Raw genomic sequence first — 17,631 nt, 5'->3', positions numbered from 1 at the left:
TGACCGGCCCACCCAGGAAATCCATCACCCCGCACCCGACCGCGCTCATCCGACCGCCGCGAGGCCCACGCGGTAACGCCTCCCTCCACCCGCTCAACCCTCGCGTGGTGAAACGGCGCTAAGGCTCACCCACACCCGCACCGTCAGGGGTCGCCAGCAGCTCGAAGCGCGGCGCATCGCGGAGGGCGGCAAGGTCGGGGTCCTTGAGCAGGAACTGGCGGTACTGCGGATCCTTGGCCAGGGCCTCCTCCAGCGCATCGAGCGCGCCCTCGGCATCGCCGAACTGCACCCGCCCGATCGCCTGGTAGTACAGGGTTTCGGCCGAGCGCCCCGAGCCGGACACCGCCTCGTGCAGCAGGCGCATCCCCGACTCGCGCTCGCCGGCGAACAGACGGTACAGACCCAGCAGACCCTGGGTGGACCAGTCGCTGGCATCGATGCGCAATCTCCCCTCAGCCAGCTCGGCCGCGCGGCGGTACGCCGCCAGGCTCTCACCCTCGCCCTCGGCGAGAAACCGCAGCGATTCGGCCAGCCGGCCCCAGACACGATGGTCATCGGGGGCCAGCTCCAGCGCTTGCCGCTGCATGTCGGCGGCCTCCTCGAAGCGGCCCGCGTAGTAGTAGCGCAGGCCGAGGTTGGTGAAGGCCTGACGGCTAGGCTTCAGGGCCAGCGACCGCTCCCAGGCGGCGCCGGCCGCGTCGACCTCCCCCAGCATCCAATGCGCGGCGCCCGCGCCGGAGAACGCGGTCGCGATGTCCGGGGCGAGCCGGGTCACCATGGTGTAGGACTGCAGCGCCTCGCGGTAGCGCTCGTTGCGGTAGTAGAAGGTGGCCAGCGCGTCATGGGTGCGCCAGTCATTGCGCTTCAGGTCGACCGCCCGCAGAAAGCTGGCCTCGGCCTCCTGCTCGCGATCCTGCCGGCTGCGCAGCCGGCCCAGTTCCAGATACACATCCACTTCCGCCGGGGCGATCGCGCGGGCCCGCTCCAGCTGCGCCTCGGCGCGGTCGGTCCAGCCGCGGAACCGGTAAAGCCTGGCCAGCGCCACGTGGGTGGTGGCATCGAGCCCGGTATCCAGATCGGCGGCGCGCTGGCAGTCGGCCTCGGCGCGTTCAAACTGTGCGACATCGTTGCCGATCTGGTACAGCCGCAGCCCGGCCTCGCAGCGCCCGGCCAGGGCCCGGGCCAGGCGCGGGTCGAGCTCCAGCGCGCGGTCGAACAGCTCGATCGCCACGCGCATGACGTTCTCGTCCTGCGAGCTGTGCAGTCGATCCAGCCCCTGCAGATAAAACAGATAGGCATCCAGGCTGGTCGTTGGCACCTTTCCCAGCCGATCCCTAACCTCCACCGACAGCGCGATCTGCAGCTCGTTGACCACCGCCTCGCCGATCTCGCGCTGGATGGCGAACACATCGGACAGCCGGCGGTCATAGGTCTGTCGCCAGAGCTGGAATCCGCTCTCGCCGTCGGTCAGCTGGGCCGTGACCCGCAGGCGCTCGCCGTCGCGGCGCACGCTGCCCTCCAGCACCCGGGCCACGCCGAGCAGTCGGGCGATCTCGCGCACGTCGACGCGCTCGCCGCGGAACTGAAAGGAAGAGGTCCGCGAGGCGACATTGAGCCGCTCGATACCGGACAGCAGGTTGATGATCTCTTCAGCGAGGCCGCTGGCGAAGTAGTCGGTGGAGGCCGAGGTGTCGAAGCTGTCGAAGGCCAATACGGCGATGGAGTTGTCTGCCCGGGCGGTCGGCGCTTCGGCCGCTTCCTCCCCGAGCATGCCGAAGGCGGTGTAGGCACCGATCACGGTGAGGGCGAGCACGCCGAGCGCCAGCGCGAGGTCCGAGCGTCGGCCGCGCGGCGCCCGGTCACCGGCCCGCGGCCAGAGCGGCAGGTCGAACATCAACCCACGCGGACCGACCTCGATCAGCCAGGCCAGCACGAAAGCCAGCGGAAACCCGGCGAGGGCGAGCACGATCAGGCCGCGCATGACCTCCTGCGAGATGCCCAGCGGCTCGAAGGTTACCTCACCGATCTGCAGCACCACCCAGGCCGCGACTGCGTAGATCGCCAGCACGCGGAGCACGCGGCGGCGACGCAGTTCGGCGAGGAAGGTCTGGACGAAGCGCGCCAAGGAGCCACCCTGTTCCCGGGAACGGATACCGAGCATACCCGCATGCCATGAGCGGCGGGTCTACATGGGCATCGCGTTGGCCATGTGCTAGCGTGCGCCCAGTTCGTGGCAGTGGGGAGACGAGCATGAGTTCCAGCGCCAACGGCAATACCCGCCCGGGCCCGCCCGACGAGAACGACCAGGCACCCGCCACCCGTCCCGGCCCGCCCGATGAGAACGTCAAGGCGCCCGCCACGCGACCCGGCCCGCCCGACGAGAACGTCAAGGGCCCCGCCACACGACCCGGCCCACCGGACGAAAACTGATCGCGATGCGCGCCCGTCGCGCTGCGCTGCGCGGGGCCGGACATGGCTGAGCGGCATGCGCTGATCATCGGCATCGACCGCTATCCGCTGCTCGACGCCCAGTACCAGCTGGCCGGCTGCGTCAACGACGCCCGGCTGATGGCCAGCGTGCTGCAGGAGCGCTTCGGTTTCCCCGCGTCCAACGTGCGCTCGCTGCACGATGCCGAGGCCAGCCGAGACGCCATCCTCGCGGGGATGGAACACCTGGTTCAGGTCGCCGGCGCGGACGACGAGGTGTTCTTCCACTTCAGCGGGCACGGTTCCCGGCGCACGTCGGTGGACGCCAGCGAGTCCTCGGGCAAGGACAGCACCCTGATGCCCAGCGACAGCGGCCGGAATCCGCATCCCAACCGGGACATCGTCGACGATGAGATCGGCGCCTGGCTGGATCGGCTGGCTGCGCGCACCCGCCGGATCAGCCTGCTGATCGACTGCTGCCACTCCGGCACGATCACCCGCGACCCGTTTGCCGCCCGCATCCGCGCCGCCCCCGCCGATGAGCGCGCCCTTGACGAGATGGGCGTTGGCGCGCCGACACCGCCCGGCCCGGCGCGTCGCGCTCTGGATCCGGCCTCCGACTGGCTGGCGCTGGGCGAGTCCTGGGTGGTGATGTCGGGCTGTCGCGACACCGAGTACGCCCACGAGTTCAGCGAGCGCCGCGGCGGCGAGATCATCCGCCACGGCGCCCTGACCCATTTCCTGGTGTCGGCCCTGCTGGCAGCGCCGCCCGGCAGCCGCTATCGCGACGTGTTCGAGAAGGCCCGACGCGAAGTCAGCACGCGATTCCCGACCCAGCATCCGCAGATCGAGGGCGCGCGCGATCGCGAGCTGTTCTCCGACGCCCGGCACGCCGCTGGCCGCTACGTCGAGCTGGAGTCGGAGCAGAACGGCGAGATCATCCTGAAAGGCGGCGCGGCTCACGGGCTGGCCCCCGGCGCGCTCTGGGCCGTGGTGCCCCCGCCCGCGGATCTGGCGCAGACCCCGCCGCCGATCGCCCGCCTGGAGATCACCCGCGTCGACGTGCTGCGCGCCTTCGCACGACGGCTCGAACAGGGTCCCCCCCTGCCCGCCGGCGCCCGCTGCATCGAACAGCAACCGTCGACCGCGCAGTTCCGCCCGGGCGTCGACCTGCAGGCGCTGCCGGCGGATGACGCCGCCACCCTGCGCCCTGCCCTGTCCGACTCGCCCCTGCTCCGCATCACGGACTCAGCCGACGAGGCCGACTACCGCGTCGAGCGCGTCGCGTCCACGGGCGAGGCCCCCAGCGGCCCGGTCTGGCGGGTGATCGACCGCAGCGGCGGTCCGATCGCGTCTCCGGTGCCCTGCGACGAAGCCGATGCGCCCACCCGCCTGCGCGGCCAGCTGGAGACCTGGGCGCGCTTTCGCAACGCCCTGCTGATCGACAACCCCTGCAGCCGTCTGAACGTGGAATTCCGCCTGCTGCGCGAACGCGACGGCGGCTGGCAGCGGATGGCGGACGACGAGGACCTGGTCCAGGGCGACAGCATCGCCTTCGAGCTGGTCAACCACACTGACGCGCCGGTGTTCGTCAGCGTGCTCGACTTCGGCCTGACCGGCCGCATCCAGCTGCTCTACCCGCCCAACAGTTCCAGCGAGCAGCTGGCACCGGGCAGGACGCTGCGCATCGGCGCCGACCGGAGGCGAATCCGCCTCGGCCTGCCCGAGGGCTTCGCCGGCGACCACGGGCACGAAACCTTCAAGGCCTTCATCACCGAGGACGAAACCGACTTCAGCTGGCTGCAGCAGGTTGGTACGCGCTCCTTCGCCGATGCCACGACCGGCCTGCGCCGCCTGTTCGCTGCCGCGATTGACGGCCCGTCGACCCGCGATGCGCTGCTGGAACCCGAGACCGAAGCGGATGGCGTGATGAAGGACTGGTGCGCCATCGGCCGCCGCTTCGTCCTTCGCCGCCGCGCCGACTGACCCCCACCACACAGAGGTTCACCCATGGGCCGCGAGATCCAGACTGCCAGCCCCAAGCTCGCCCCGGTCGGCCGCCGCGGTGCACCGGACGAGGACTTTCCCGCAGCCGGCCCGGCACAACCGGCTGCCGATGGCTATGCCGACCGCCTGATGAAGCTGATCCCGGGCGAGGTGATCGGTGTCTACCTGTCGATGATCACCCTCCTCAAGCACTCCAGCGACCCCGTCGCCCCCCAGGTGCCCTGGGCGGTGTTCGCCTTCGGCGTCGCCGCGACGTTCTTCTACCTCCGCGTCACGCTGAAGGTCCGCAACCGCCGTCAGCTCGCCCTCAGCGTGGTCTCCTTCTGCATCTGGGCCTTCACCCTTGGCGAGCCCTTCACCCAGCTCGCCTGGTACAACGGGACCTATGCCGGGCTGCTGTTGATTGCCTTTACGTTCGTCGCGCCTCAGGTGCCGATGGATGACGGCCCGCCAAAGTCTGCCGAAGCCTAGCCGTCGATGATCGTGGCCTCCCGGGGAGTCACTGATTGCCGACTGCTCCAGCCAGCCGCTCGCGAAGCGCCGCCCGATAGGTGCGACTGACGGGGACCGTGTCACCGCCCTTGGTCTGGATCCTTGCGTCGCCGCTGTCCAGGGCTTCGATCGTCTCCAACTGGTCGAGATTGACCAGGAAGGATCGATGTACGCGCACGAAGCGCGCCGGGTCGAGGCGCGTCTCCAGGTTGCCCATCGTCTCGCGCAGCGGGTAGACGCGCCGGTGCGCATGCAGGTTGATGTAGTTGCCGGCCGCTTCGGCCCACTCCACGTCATCGACATCGAGCAGGAACTCCTTGCCCAGCTTCTTGATCAGGAATCGCTGGGCGCGCTCCTCGCGTTCGACGTTGGGGCGGATCTCGGAGGCCGAGAGCAGACTCGCCTCGCCCTGCATGCGCAGCAGGATGAAGCGGTAGAGATACACGATGGCCAGCATGCCGGTGTAGGCACGGAAGTCCTTCAGAAACTCATAGCCCAGGCCGTCGGCCCAGCGCGCCAGCGGGTAGTCGTCGCCTGCCAGGGCGTATCCCGCGTCGCGCAGCAGCGCCATCAGGCCGGAGTGGGCGACCGAGTAGGCGACGCAGGCAAGCGCATGCGCCGGAACGCTGGGCCAGACGGTCGAGAAGCGCAGCGGAAAGCGCCGGTCGAAGGCCAGGATCAGCGGCAGGAGCAGGGCCATCGAGGCCATGCTGCTTAACTCGAGCAGCCAGGGCTCCCACGCCGGCATGGAGCGTCCGGTCCTGGCCAGATCGGTCTGGATGACCAGCACGTTGGAGACGCCGTGAAGGCAGAAGAACAACAGCCAGAAGCCCCATTCGAACGGCCTGCGCACGGCGAGAAACCGTGACAGGGCCGCCCGCCCCTGGCGGTCGCGCCTGCCGCGCATCGAATCTGTATCCGCCTGGCCGCCTTCCAATCGCGGCTCGTCCATCGATGCTCCCCCGGGGGCATGCAAGCCCGGATTGATTCTTTCGCTGCGCGCCCGGGGTGTAAAGCGCTTGCAGACTGCCACCGGCTTCTCGCGCTTCGCCCCAAGCTCGTCGCGGTCCATCCCCAAACGTTTGAATCATGAGCGTTTTTTCAGTCTGCTGGCGGCCAGCCCTCGATTCCCAGGTTTCCATGCCCCAGCCTGCCCCGACCGTCCGCTACCACGCCATGGACGCGCTCCGCGCCTTCGCGCTGCTGCTCGGCGTGTTCTTCCATGCGGCGGAGTCGTTCTGTCCGGGACGCACGAGCTGGGCCATCGTCGACATCCGCGCGCACTGGTTCGCCGAGTGGTTCCAGCACGTCTCGCACAGCTTCCGGATGGAGCTGTTCTTCGTCATGGCCGGCTTCTTCGCCCAGATGATGCTCAGCCGGCAGGGCGCCGGAGGCTTTCTCGCCCAGCGCGCGCAGCGGGTGCTGCTGCCCCTCGTGCTCGGCTGGCTGATACTTGTCCCCCCGCTCATGGCGATGTGGATCCACGGCGCCCAGGCCATGGGCCACTATGCCGACCTGGCCGGGCATCTCGGCATCGAGACCCCGGCTGGGGCCGGGGTGCTGCAGGCCACCTGGGCCTATTACCGTTCGGGCTCGGCCCTGGGTGCCGGATTCACCCTCGGCCACCTGTGGTTCCTGCACCACCTGGCGCTTCTCTACACCCTGTTCCTCCTGGTGCGCGGCGTGTCGGTCCGTCTCGGGCCGGTCGGCGAGGCGCTGGAAGCCGCCATCGACCGGGGGCTGCGCGCCACGCTGCGATGGCGCCTGCTACTGCCCCTGTTCGCGCTGGCGGTGGTTCCGGCGGTCTACGCGATGGGCGGAGGGGTCATCACCGCGAACACCACCCTGCTTCCGCCCGCGGCCGGCATCTACCTGTATGGGCTGTGCTTCGGACTGGGCTGGTGGCTGCATCGCAATGCCGACCTGCTTCCCGGCGTCGGAGCCGGGTTCCCCGCCCTGCTGGCCATCGGTCTGGCACTCGCGATCGCAACCGGGGGAGACTGGCTGCCCGACCTGCCGACGCTCGCCTACAGCGGGCTGTACGCGCTGATGATGGGCTGCTTCGTGTTCGGCTTCATCGGCCTGTTCCAGCGCATCGCGGGCGGAGGGCATCCGCTCTGGCGCTACCTGGCCGATGCCTCCTACTGGATCTACCTGATCCACCTGCCCGTCGTCGTCGCCCTGCAGATCCTGCTCTGGCAGCTGCATTGGCCGGCCAGCCTCAAGTACGGCCTGATCATCGGCGTGGCCATCCCGACCCTGCTGCTCAGCTATCACTACTGGGTGCGCGCGACCGCGGTCGGCGTCCTGCTCAATGGCAAGCGCATCGCCCGGCGGTTGCCATAGGGCGCGCCTTGGGCGGACCGATTCGGGCGTTCGAATGGCGCGCCCGATGCGGCCAGCCGCACCCTACCAATGTCCGGGTTGCGCCGGAAGCCGGCGCCCTTGTCCCATCGCGAAAGCCCGAATGTGGAGCGGGCTCGCCCGCGACGGCAGCGCCGCGGATCAGCTAGGGACCGTGGGCGGAGCGCCTCTCCGCGGTCGCTCCCCAGAGCGCTCCGACAGCCGGGCTTCGCTGCGAAGGTGATCGCGATGCCCGGTTCGGGCGCAAACCGGACCTATCGGCGCCCTTGCGTGTAGGAGCCAGCTTGCTGGCGATCGTTCCGTCCGGGGCGCCTATCGCCAGCAAGCTGGCTCCTACATTCGGGTTTTGCGGAAGGTCTGCTTCGCGCCCGCTGCACGCATCGCAAAGGCTCGGCGCGCAGATTCTGGAGCGGCATTTGCAGGGCTGCGAAACAGGCAGAATGTGCCGCTCTTACTCGCCGCAATCGAGCAACCGGGTCTGGGTGAAGGGATGCCCGGCGGGCAGATTGAATGGCGCCTGGCACTCAGCGGGGTCGACGTAGCGGGCCAGGTCAGGGCGTTGCATGGGGAAGTTGTGCAAGGCGTGGAGATAGCCATCGAAATTCGACACCACGACCCGCAGCCGCTGGCCCGATTCATCGAAGCGCAGTCGATCGATGCCCCAGGCGTCGAGATCCCAGAGCACTTCGACGAAGACCAGGCGCGGCTCGCTCTGCAGTCGGTAGACCTCGATCTCGGCCTCGCCACCTGGCCGCAGGTCGCGCTTGCGAAATCGGTCGAAGGCCACCGCGAGCAGGGGGTCGCTACCGCCGGAGAGCGCCAGCTCCATCTCGCCCAGCTCCCGGAGATCGCCATTGCGCTGCGGGTCGGGCGCGCCGAAGTTGACCGCAAGCCCGTCCTCGGTCTCGGAGACCAGCATGTCGAGGCCAGCTGGCCGGGTCGCCGGGTCCGGGAAGCCCAGGGCCAGCAGATCGAGCTGCCCCGACTCGTGCAGGGCACGCAGCGCGGCGACGTTGTCGGCGGGCGGCAGCGCCGCGGCCTCTTCCTCGGGATCGGGCCCCTGCTCCACGGACGGCTGCGTCGAGAGATCGATCAGTTCCATCCGGTCATCGCTGGCGACCAGCAGCAGCGCCGGCCCACCGAGCAGCTGCAGCGATCGCACCCGCGATAGTTCCACTCCGAGCGGCCTCAACATGGCCGGTGTCGCATCGCTGCCGGGCCGGAAGACGCGCAGACCCTCGCGATCGACCACGGCAAACAGACCACTGCGCTCATCGATATCGAAATGGACCATTTCGTAGCGGGTCGAGTAGACCGGCTGCTCGGCAAAGCGCAGGACGCCGTTTGCCTGCTGCGCCATCAGCAGACGATTGGCGCTGGCGGCGAGCAGGTATTGGCCGTCCGGCCTGAGCTGTCGTACGTAGTCGCCCTTCGGGATGTTCTCGGACCACAGGGTCCAATCCGGGCCGATCGAAGCGCGGCCGACCTGGGATGGGTCGGGCCGTGTCCGGCTCGCCGGGGGCAGCGTGAAACGCAGGATGCGATCGTGGAAGCCTCCGCCGTACAGCGTGCCGCCATCCTCGGTGAAGGCGAGGCTGGTCAGCCGCGCTGGACCCTCGGTGCGATACAGCGGCAGGACCAGCGCCTCGGCCTCGGCTTCGCCAAGCGACCAGACCCTCAGCTCGTCGAGGCCGGCGGCGGCTAGCCGCTGCCCCTGCGGGTCGAAGGCCATTGCCTCGAACCCCTCGGGCGGCGCAAGCCGGCGCGGCGCCGTCGTCACATCGAGCCCCTCGCCCAGCTGCCAGAGGACAAGCTCCGTCCTCCCCTGCCCGCTCGCTGCCAGCCATTCCCCGTCTTCGCTGAGCGCCAGCTGCTCCGGGCGGCCAAGCGGCGATTCGAGCAGCGCCAGTCGGTCGGCTGCGAAGTCGCGCAGCTCGATGTCGCCGTCCTGGTTGACCCCGACCAGCCGGGTCGCGTCGGCGGTGAATCTGGCAAGGCCCAGCGGACGCCAGGCGACGGCAAGGTAGGCCTGCTGCCGGGCCCGGGTCAGCTCCTCGATGGCGTCACGATGCTCGGGATGCTCGGGAACGAGCAGGGGGGCGGGCGACGCTCCGTCCGCCGAACCGGGCTCGATGCCGAAGTTCCTGAAGCCCAGCGCCGTCGCGCTGTGGAAGGCAGCGCCCACGTGGTCGCCGATGCTGGACGCCCCCCGGGCCTGCTCCAGCAGCGCCCGGCCATTGGCGTAGCGGGCCTCTGCGAGCTGCCTCTCCGCTTCCAGCCGCTGCCGCTCAGCTTCTTCGGCGCGTTCCCAGGAGATGACGGCGGCCACGGCCAGCAACAGCATGGTCGACAGGGTGGCCGCTGCCAGCACGCGCCGGCGCCGCCCGCGGCGGACCCGGCTGGCGTGCGCGAAACGCCGCTCCAGCAGGTTGAGTTCGGGCAGGGCGGCCAGGGCATGCGGAAGGCGCGGATCGCTGTCCCAGAGCAGGCCACCCCCGAATCCGCCCGACTGCCAGTCCCGGGCAGAGCGCCACAGCGCGCGCAGCAGGGGCTGCTCCGGATGGGCGGCCAACCAGTCCTGAAGGTCTTCCCAGGCCTGGACCAGCGAGTCGTGCGCGGGCTCGACGTGCCCGTCGTCGACGATCAGCAGCCGCGCCTCAACATAGAGATCCACCGCCTCGCGGGCCAACGCGGTGCGCGAGTCCTCCTTGAACTGCAGCTCGTCGAAGCTGACCCGGCGCTTGGCCATCCGCGCCCCATCGGGCGCGACCAGGCGCAGGAACAGCCAGCGAATCATCGCCTGCAGCTCCGGTCGCGCCTCGTGATGCAGGGCCGACGCGCGACGATGCAGTCCGCCGATCACGCCGCCGGTGGCCGCATAGTCGGCCGCGGTCAGCGCGCGATCTGCGCTGCCTGTCTGTCGGCGGCGCAGCTGGGCAAGGCGATAGGTTTCCGCCAGCGCGAACGACAGCAGCGGCAGCGCCCCCGGCATCGCCGCGACTTCGCCGAGCAAGGTGTCAACCAGTTCGGGCGGATCGAGAAACAGGGCGCGGGCCCGCAGCGGTCCCTCGATCACCCGTCGAAGCTCGACCGGGGTGAACACCGGCACCACGAAGCGGCTCGCGCCTAGCCGCCCGCCGAAGCGCGGACAGGCCGCCAATCTCGGTTCGAAGTCCGAGCGCAGGGTAAGCACAACCTGCGGGCCATCCGGAGCGAGCACCACGCGCTCCAGCTCGGCGAGGAAGGCCTCGCGGCGACCGGAATCGCTGCACTGCGTGTACAGCTCCTCGAACTGGTCCACCAGCAGCAGGGACGGCTGGTTGGGCGTCCGGGCGGTCTCCAGCCTTGACTGGGCGCGGGCGAGCTGGTCGAGCGGATCAGCACGCAAGCGCTCGCATTCCACGATCCGCCAGTCGCCCTGCAGCCGCGGCAGCAGGCCCGCCCGCACCACGCTGGATTTCCCGGTGCCCGAGGCGCCAACCACCACCAGCAGTTTCCCCGCACCGGCACCACGGATCCGTGCCTCCAGCGCCTCGATGACCCGCTCGCGACCGAAGAACAGCGGCGCGTCGGCAGGGCCATACGCGCGCAGGCCGAGCCAGGGATTGTTGGCCTCGTCCAACGGCGGATCCGGCCGGGTCTTCAGCTCGCTGCCGGGACAGCGGAAGACGAACTCCCCGCGGTTGTCCGGGCGCAGCGGCCACAGCCCGGGCGTCTGCAGCGGCGAGGCACCGGGCGGCACCAGGGTCTCGAACACGAACTGGTGCAGCTCGGTGGCGGTGACCACGCCGTCCGGGTCGAATCCCCGCCGCGCGGAATCCGCCGCACCGCCAAGCGCCTCAAGGAAGGCCGCGGCGAAGGGCGAATGTCCGGGACCGTCGTGCCCGTCGCGCGTGTTGCAGCGGCCCGGCAGGGTGTCTGCCGCGCGCTGATCGTGGCTGGCCGAGGTCAGGACGAGCCAGGAGTCGCCCTCCAGGTACCGGGCAAGCTGGCTGTCATAAAGCGGATGGCCGACCAGCACTGCGTCGCGGGTCGCGCTCCAGCGGAAGGCGCCGGCAAAGCAGCAGTCCAGCACCACCAGCAGATGTCCGCAGCGGAACCGGTTCAGCGCGTCGCGAAGGGCCTGCATCGACAGCCAGGTGCTCTCGTCGCCAGGCTCGGCGTCCTGCGGCAGCAGGAAGCCGCGCGGGCCACCCTCCCCGTCTCCGGTGGCCAGGCCATGCCCGGCGAAATAGAGGACGAACCCCTCTTCGGGCGCGCTCTCGTCCGCGCAGCGCGCCAGTGCCTCGAGCATCGCCGAGCGGCTGGCCGTCGCATCGGCCAGGCACTCGACGCGGTAGCCGTGGTCGCGCTCCAGCGCGGTCGCCACCGCCCGGGCGTCGGCCACCGCGCTGCGCAGCCGGGCAATGCCACCACGATAGTCGTCGATGCCAACCACCAGGGCGCGGCATTCTCGTTCGCCAGCCATTGCCACTCCCCACGCGGCGCCAGGGTCCGAGTCTCGCATCCTCAGGGGCGATTACAAGCGCGCGTTCCTGTCCCGCGCTTTAGAGCGTCACCGGGGGGCTACTCCGGCGGCTCCGGCGACGGCAGGTCGCGCGCGACAGCCCCGTGCGCGCTGAGCCGTTCGATCAGCCAGGCGCGGGCATCGGTCTCGCGCTCGAAGATGCCCAGCTCGCTGCCGCTGTCCCCGTAGATCCGCCGCCATTGGGCGTGCAGGATGCGGTTGCCGGGATGCGGCGGTGAGCACAGGGCCATCGCAACCCGGCCGCGAGCGGCGAGCGCCGGTGCGCGCTCACGGAACAGCGCTTCGGCCTCTGGCGTAAGCAGGGAGCCCCCTGCGTGAACGATGCCGAGCGTCGCCCAAGGGCCCGGGCCGAGCTGCGCCAACCACGGCTTGAGCGCTTCGATGTAGTGCTGGATACCCTCGGAATTGGTCGGACCACCCCCGACCACGCGCAACACCCTGCCCTCACGGGCAATCTCGATCAATCCACCATGCGGGGGAAACTCGCGCGTCACGCCCCAAGCTTGCGATCCTCGGCGGCGCTCGGCAAGCCCCGTCCGACCGGGATCGCCTACCATGCCGTCATTCCTTCCGAGAGCTGAGCCATGACCGCCAGCCTGCATTTCCGCGCCTGCCCGCTCTGCGAAGCCTTGTGCGGGCTGCAGATCAGCGTCGAGGATGGCGAGGCCACCGCCATCCGCGGCGATGCCCAGGACCCCTTCTCGCGCGGCCATATCTGCCCCAAGGGCAATGCCATCCTCGACCTCGAGGCAGACCCCGACCGCTTGCGCCGCCCGCTGCGCCGTCGGGGCAAGGACTTCGAGGAGATCGGCTGGGACGAGGCGCTGGGCGAGGCGGGTGAGCGTCTCGCCGCCGTCCAGGGCCGCCACGGCCCCGACGCACTGGCCGCGTACGTGGGCAATCCCAACGTCCACCACTTCGGTCATCTCGCCTACCTGCCGCTGCTGCTGCGCGCCTTTCGATCAAGAAACGTGTTCAGCGCCTCCTCGGTCGATCAGTGGCCGCACCAGCTGGTCAACTGGGCCATGTACGGCCACCAGTTCCTGCTGCCGGTTCCGGATATCGACCACACCGACTATTTCCTGATGCTCGGCGCCAACCCCGTGGCCTCCAACGGCAGCCTGATGAGCGTGCCCGACGTCACCCGCCGGCTGAAGGACCTGGTCGCCCGCGGCCGGCTGGTGGTGATCGACCCGCGACGCACCGAGACCGCCGCGATCGCCAGCGAGCATCACTTCGTGCGCCCCGGCACGGATGCCTGGTTCCTGATCGCCCTGCTGCAGGCCATGCAGCGCCGCAGCGCCCCGCGCACCGAGGCCTATGCCGGACGGCTGGCCGGCTTCGAGGCAGCGATGAAGGCGGTCGCCGCGATCGATGTCGGCGACACCGCCGCGCGCTGCGGCATCGGCCAGCAGTCCATCGAAGCCATCGCCGGAGACTTCCTCGACGCCCCGCGGGCGGTGGCCTACGGCCGCATGGGGCTGTCGACCCAGGACCACGGCACGCTGTGCCAGTGGCTGCTCCAACTGATCAACCTGTTCAGCGGGAACCTCGACCGCCCCGGCGGCAGCCTGCCGGCGGAACCTGTCTTTCCCCTGACCGGCCCGGGCACCTCGGCGGGCCACCGCGACCGCTGGCGCTCACGGGTCCGCGGGCTGCCCGAGTTCGCCGGCGAGCTGCCCGTGGCCGTGCTGGCCGAGGAGATCGTCACGCCTGGCGAGGGCCAGGTACGCGGCCTGTTCACCTGCGCCGGCAACCCGGTCCTGAGCACGCCCGACGGCGCCCGCCTCGACGCCCTGCTCGGTTCACTGGAGTGCATGGTTTCGGTGGACCTGTATGTCAACGAGACCACCCGCCACGCCGACTACATCCTGCCGCCTGCCTCCTTCCTCACCCAGCACCACTACGACCTGGTCTTCAACGGCTTCGCCGTGCGCAATGTGGCCCGGCTCAACCTGCCGATCCGCGCGCGCGGCAAGGACGAACGCGCCGACTGGGAGATCCTCAACGGCCTCGCCGGCGCCTACGCCGCGGCGGCCGGAAAGGAGATCAAGCCGCTGCCCGAGCCACGGACGCTGATTGCCGCCGGGCTCCGGGCCGGCGGCAGCGGGATCACGCTGGACCAGCTCGAAGCCGCACCACACGGTCTCGATCTCGGCCCGCTGAAGCCCTCCCTGCTGCGCCGACTGCAGACCGCAAGCGGCTGCATCGAATGCGCCCCGCCGCTGTTTCTCGACGCCCTTGGTCAGCTTGCCGCACCGGCGTCGGCGGCCGCGGAGGACGGATTCCCGTTGCGCCTGATCGGCCGGCGCCACGTGCGCAGCAACAATTCCTGGATGCACAACGCCGCGCGCCTGGTGAAGGGGCCCACCCGCCACGCCCTCTGGCTCCACCGCGACGATCTTGCGGCAGCCGGCGTGGCGAGCGGCGAGCAGGTGCGATTGGTCTCCGCGCGCGGCTCGGTGGAAATCGAAGTGGAGGCAAGCGATGACCTCGCGCCGGGCGTGGCCTGCCTGCCTCACGGTTTCGGCCACCAGCTCGACGGGGTTCGCCTGTCCCGCGCCCGCGAGGTCGCTGGCGCCAACTACAACGCGCTCAGCGACCCCACCCGCCTCGACGCGCCCTCCGGCAATGCCGCCCTCAACGGCATCCCCGTGCGCGTCGAAAGACTGTAGAGCCCGGCCAGCGGCTGTCCCTGCCGCCCACACAAGCAACTGGACACCTGTTCCCGTGCATGCACGACAGCAAGACCGGCCCAAGCTCGGCACCCGATCCGGCGGGGCTCGACGCATTCCGGAGAACCGCCGCCGCACTCGGCCACCAAGCACCGTGATTCAACAGGAGCGGTCCGGCCAGGGGCAAGCCCGCGAAGAAGCCTCCTGCTGGCCCGAATCAAGCATTGAGTACGACCTGGAGATCGGTCAACGGCGTCGCAGCGTGCGGAAGAATGAGGCCACCATTCGCGACCACAGGCTGCGTGGCGGTCCCGCACGGGGCGTGGGCACCACCCAGAAGTGTCCGGACGGCGAACTGGTGTCGCCCTGGGTGACACGTGATCGTGGAGTGTTCATCGAAGCTTCCAGTCAGCAGGAAAGCCGCACTTTGCGTCCCGGGCCATGGCACGGATGACGCGCCTCGCAGCTGTCAAGGCGTTCGAACCATTCAACGCCAGCGCGCAAGGCGTTGCGGCTTCGCGTCGGACCAAGGGAGCAGAGCTGGTGACAGGTGAACGACCTCAGCGCGTCGCACGTCCGCGCCAGTCCGGGGGATCGGTGGGTTCATGGTGATCTGCCCGGCGCAACAGCAACGCGGTAGCGGCCCATGCCGCCACCAGCATGCAGCGCTGCGGGCCGCGGCGTCTGCCTCACCGGGACGCATCAGGTGACCGCTCCCTGGCTCACCGTTGCCTTCCCCCTTGGGCTCTGACACGCCAGTCAGGCAGGTGCTCTGCGACCCGAGGCGCTCTCAACGAGGGCGAACGTCAACCAGCACGGGGATCGTCCGTCCCGGCCGGACCAGGCTGAACGCCTGGTAGGTCTGTCCGGCGTACTCGTAGGTCACCTGGTAGCCACGGCGCCCGTACCCGCCGCCGGGCTCCTCGACCGTGCGGCAGCGCCGCACCACGCCGGACTCGTCGCCGTAGTAGTCGTAGCCATCATCGGCGTAGCGCCTATCGTTCTGGCCGTGCTTGCTGCCGACGGCGCCACCGATCACCGCACCGGCCACCGTGGCGGCCTTGCGGCCATCGCCGCTGCCGATCTGATTGCCCAGTACGCCGCCTATGATCGCGCCGATCACCGTGCCGGCCTTGCCGCTGTTCTCGCCGCGGTACAGCCGACCTGAGTTGTCCCGGTAGTAGCCGGGCTCGTGGCGGCGGGTGCTCTCGTCCCAGCACTCCTGACTCAGACGGGTGCTGTACTGACCTCCCACCCGCTCAACCTCGATGACGCGTGCGCGGTCTGCGCGCAGCTGGAAACTGGACTGCTGATACCGGTCGCCGTCCTCCGCAAGGGCATGGTCGCCGAGGACGAAGAGGGAAAGGACGAGCGCGATGCGTGAGCTGGCGTTCATGGATGTGCTCCTGTGAGTGGGCTGAGCCTGGCCCATCGAGCGGCCGCCGTCGGTGCGCTTGAGCACGTAGCGGCACGCCGGCTTTCCATGACTCAAGCGGGTCTGCGATCCGTCTCGGCCGCCGCGTTGCGCCGCGTGGCGGGTGAGTCGATCGCCACATGATCAAGCGACCAGGCGGCGCCGCGCCCTCAGCGCCGGCAGGGGTCAGCCTGTCGAACCGGCTGTGTTGGGAAGCGCACCGAACATCCCCATCGCCTGCGCGCACTCTGCGCCCGAGCGATCGCCAACGCGCGTCGTTCCAACACCCCGCCCTTGCCTGCTGACCGTCACGGAGAATCCCATGCTTGAAACCATCGCCATCGTCCTTCTGATTCTCTGGGCACTGGGCCTCGTCACCTCCTACTCCATGGGTGGCCTGATCCACCTGCTGCTGGTCCTTGCGATCGTCGTGATCGCGATCCGCCTGTTGCGCGGCCAGCGCATCTGACCGGCCTTCCACACATCGCTGGAACGGCTGGCGATGTCCCTTCCTTCCTGAGACCCTCCCATGGACACCAACGATGCCAGCATTGCGAAGACCCCTCGCAAAGCCAACACCGAACCCCCTTCCAGCAGCCACCTGTCCCGCGACCTGAAGGCTGTGATCGACGACGCCGAAGCCCTGCTCAACGCCACTGCGAACCAGGGCGGCGAGAAGCTGGACGAGCTCCGGGCCAGGGCCCGGCAGTCCCTGCGCGCGGCGCGACTGCGCCTGGAAGACGCCCAGCGCGAGATTGCATCCAAGTCCCGAAATGCGGCCAAAGGCACCAATGCCTACGTCCATGCCCATCCGTGGCGGGCCATCGGCACCGTGGCGGCGGGCAGTCTGATCATCGGTCTGCTCCTGCGCCGTCGCTGAGTCGGGGCTGGCGCCACCGATGCCAGCCGCGGGCCTGCTGAGCTCGCTGCAGACACTGACCACCCCCTGCCCGGGCACCGCCCACGCTCGTCTGGGCTTGCCGTCGATCGACCTCGAGGAAGGGCGAGACCAGGCACCTCCTGATGGCGGGCACGCTCATCGCGCTGACGCTGGCCGCCGCCCTGGTCCTGCTGACCGCGCTGCCGATGATGCGGGCACCGCAGCCGCGGCGACTAGCCGTGCTCTCCAGCAACGTCTTAGTCGCGCTCGGCCTTGTGCTCCATCGCCTCGGCTTCGGCGGCGGCGACCCGCTGCCGGGTATCGATGTTCTCCTCAACGCCGTCGCGTCACACGCTGGAAAGATCCGCGGTGGCCTTCTTGCGGGAAGCTTCGGCATCCCTGCGCGCTGTGAGGCTATCCTCCGCGGCGTCCTGCCGGGCATCCGTGTGCATTCCGGTTGCCGTGGCCACCTGGAACGGTGGCAGTGCACACTGGCGCCTCGCAGACCCGGCATGGCGCGACAGGCTGCTTGCGACCCAGAACGTGCGTTCGGCGATGTGTATTTCGGGCGCGAAGAAGACATTCATAGGGTGCGGCTGGCCGCACCGGGCGTACCGTCCGAACGCCCTTATCTGTGCGCCCAAGGCGCACCTTATGGGGCTTCGCCGACGCCCAACCAAGCCCGACTGTAGGAGCGCACATGGGCGCGACCGCGGCGTGACGTGTTCTCCACAGACCGCGGCCAGAGCGCGCCTCCGCGGTCGCGCCCAAGGGCACTCCCACAGTTTGACTACGGCAGGGCCTGCTTTGCGGCGCCAACCGGACCTGGCAACGCCGTTGCGTG

13 protein-coding genes are annotated in these 17,631 nt (G+C 69.7%); 8 read left to right on the top strand and 5 right to left on the bottom strand.

Annotated features, from left to right (window positions below; translation table 11 throughout):
* Positions 1–118: 118 nt before the first annotated feature.
* The gene (locus tag M0G41_RS13310; protein WP_248210211.1) at positions 119–2,125 is read right to left on the bottom strand and encodes a tetratricopeptide repeat protein; all 2,007 of its coding nucleotides are present in this window, start codon (positions 2,123–2,125) and stop codon (positions 119–121) included.
* A 125-nt stretch (positions 2,126–2,250) separates the two neighbouring features.
* On the opposite strand from M0G41_RS13310, the gene M0G41_RS13305 reads away from it, so the two are divergent.
* The 3 genes from M0G41_RS13305 to M0G41_RS13295 are packed head-to-tail and all read left to right on the top strand — an operon-like array spanning position 2,251 to position 4,905.
* On the top strand, positions 2,251–2,430 hold the full coding sequence (locus M0G41_RS13305) for a hypothetical protein (RefSeq protein ID WP_248210210.1): 180 nt from the start codon (positions 2,251–2,253) through the stop codon (positions 2,428–2,430).
* A 42-nt stretch (positions 2,431–2,472) separates the two neighbouring features.
* Positions 2,473–4,413 carry a caspase family protein gene (locus M0G41_RS13300; RefSeq protein ID WP_248210209.1) on the top strand — a complete coding sequence of 647 codons (1,941 nt, stop codon included), beginning with the start codon at positions 2,473–2,475 and terminating at the stop codon, positions 4,411–4,413.
* Positions 4,414–4,437: 24 nt separating this feature from the next.
* Entirely contained in the window at positions 4,438–4,905 is a 468-nt protein-coding gene (locus M0G41_RS13295; RefSeq protein WP_248210207.1) for a hypothetical protein, read from the top strand.
* A gap of 28 nt (positions 4,906–4,933) precedes the next feature.
* Here M0G41_RS13295 and M0G41_RS13290 read toward each other — a convergent pair whose 3' ends face one another.
* On the bottom strand, positions 4,934–5,833 hold the full coding sequence (locus tag M0G41_RS13290) for a LytTR family DNA-binding domain-containing protein (protein ID WP_248210205.1): 900 nt from the start codon (positions 5,831–5,833) through the stop codon (positions 4,934–4,936).
* Positions 5,834–6,066: 233 nt separating this feature from the next.
* Between M0G41_RS13290 and M0G41_RS13285 the strand changes: the two genes are divergently transcribed.
* Positions 6,067–7,272: an acyltransferase family protein gene (locus tag M0G41_RS13285; RefSeq protein WP_248210203.1), complete on the top strand. Its 1,206-nt coding sequence runs from the start codon at positions 6,067–6,069 to the stop codon at positions 7,270–7,272.
* Positions 7,273–7,741: 469 nt separating this feature from the next.
* Here the strand turns inward: M0G41_RS13285 and M0G41_RS13280 are convergent, their stop codons facing one another.
* Both M0G41_RS13280 and M0G41_RS13275 read right to left on the bottom strand, forming a co-directional pair.
* Complete coding sequence (locus M0G41_RS13280; RefSeq protein ID WP_248210202.1) at positions 7,742–11,758, bottom strand: nSTAND1 domain-containing NTPase; 4,017 nt, start codon at positions 11,756–11,758, stop codon at positions 7,742–7,744.
* Between the two features lie 98 nt (positions 11,759–11,856).
* Positions 11,857–12,282: a hypothetical protein gene (locus M0G41_RS13275; protein ID WP_248210199.1), complete on the bottom strand. Its 426-nt coding sequence runs from the start codon at positions 12,280–12,282 to the stop codon at positions 11,857–11,859.
* Between the two features lie 120 nt (positions 12,283–12,402).
* Here M0G41_RS13275 and M0G41_RS13270 point away from each other — a divergent pair, with 120 nt between their 5' ends.
* On the top strand, positions 12,403–14,493 hold the full coding sequence (locus tag M0G41_RS13270; RefSeq protein ID WP_248210198.1) for a molybdopterin-dependent oxidoreductase: 2,091 nt from the start codon (positions 12,403–12,405) through the stop codon (positions 14,491–14,493).
* 790 nt (positions 14,494–15,283) lie between these two features.
* Here the strand turns inward: M0G41_RS13270 and M0G41_RS13265 are convergent.
* Positions 15,284–15,889 carry a glycine zipper 2TM domain-containing protein gene (locus M0G41_RS13265; protein ID WP_248210197.1) on the bottom strand — a complete coding sequence of 202 codons (606 nt, stop codon included), beginning with the start codon at positions 15,887–15,889 and terminating at the stop codon, positions 15,284–15,286.
* Between the two features lie 340 nt (positions 15,890–16,229).
* Here M0G41_RS13265 and M0G41_RS13260 point away from each other — a divergent pair, with 340 nt between their 5' ends.
* The 3 genes from M0G41_RS13260 to M0G41_RS13250 all read left to right on the top strand — a co-directional run bounded on the left by M0G41_RS13260 (position 16,230) and on the right by M0G41_RS13250 (position 17,479).
* On the top strand, positions 16,230–16,376 hold the full coding sequence (locus M0G41_RS13260; protein ID WP_248210196.1) for a lmo0937 family membrane protein: 147 nt from the start codon (positions 16,230–16,232) through the stop codon (positions 16,374–16,376).
* Between the two features lie 60 nt (positions 16,377–16,436).
* Entirely contained in the window at positions 16,437–16,787 is a 351-nt protein-coding gene (locus tag M0G41_RS13255) for an ElaB/YgaM/YqjD family protein (RefSeq protein ID WP_248210195.1), read from the top strand.
* Between the two features lie 143 nt (positions 16,788–16,930).
* Positions 16,931–17,479, top strand: coding sequence for a hypothetical protein (locus M0G41_RS13250; protein WP_248210194.1), 549 nt, complete (start codon positions 16,931–16,933; stop codon positions 17,477–17,479).
* Positions 17,480–17,631: the final 152 nt, after the last annotated feature.

It is taken from the genome of Pseudomarimonas salicorniae (assembly GCF_023156535.1).
Lineage (GTDB): Bacteria > Pseudomonadota > Gammaproteobacteria > Xanthomonadales > Xanthomonadaceae > Pseudomarimonas > Pseudomarimonas salicorniae.
Note: the sequence above shows the minus strand (reverse complement) of the source record. Positions and strands in the feature narration are given on the sequence as shown.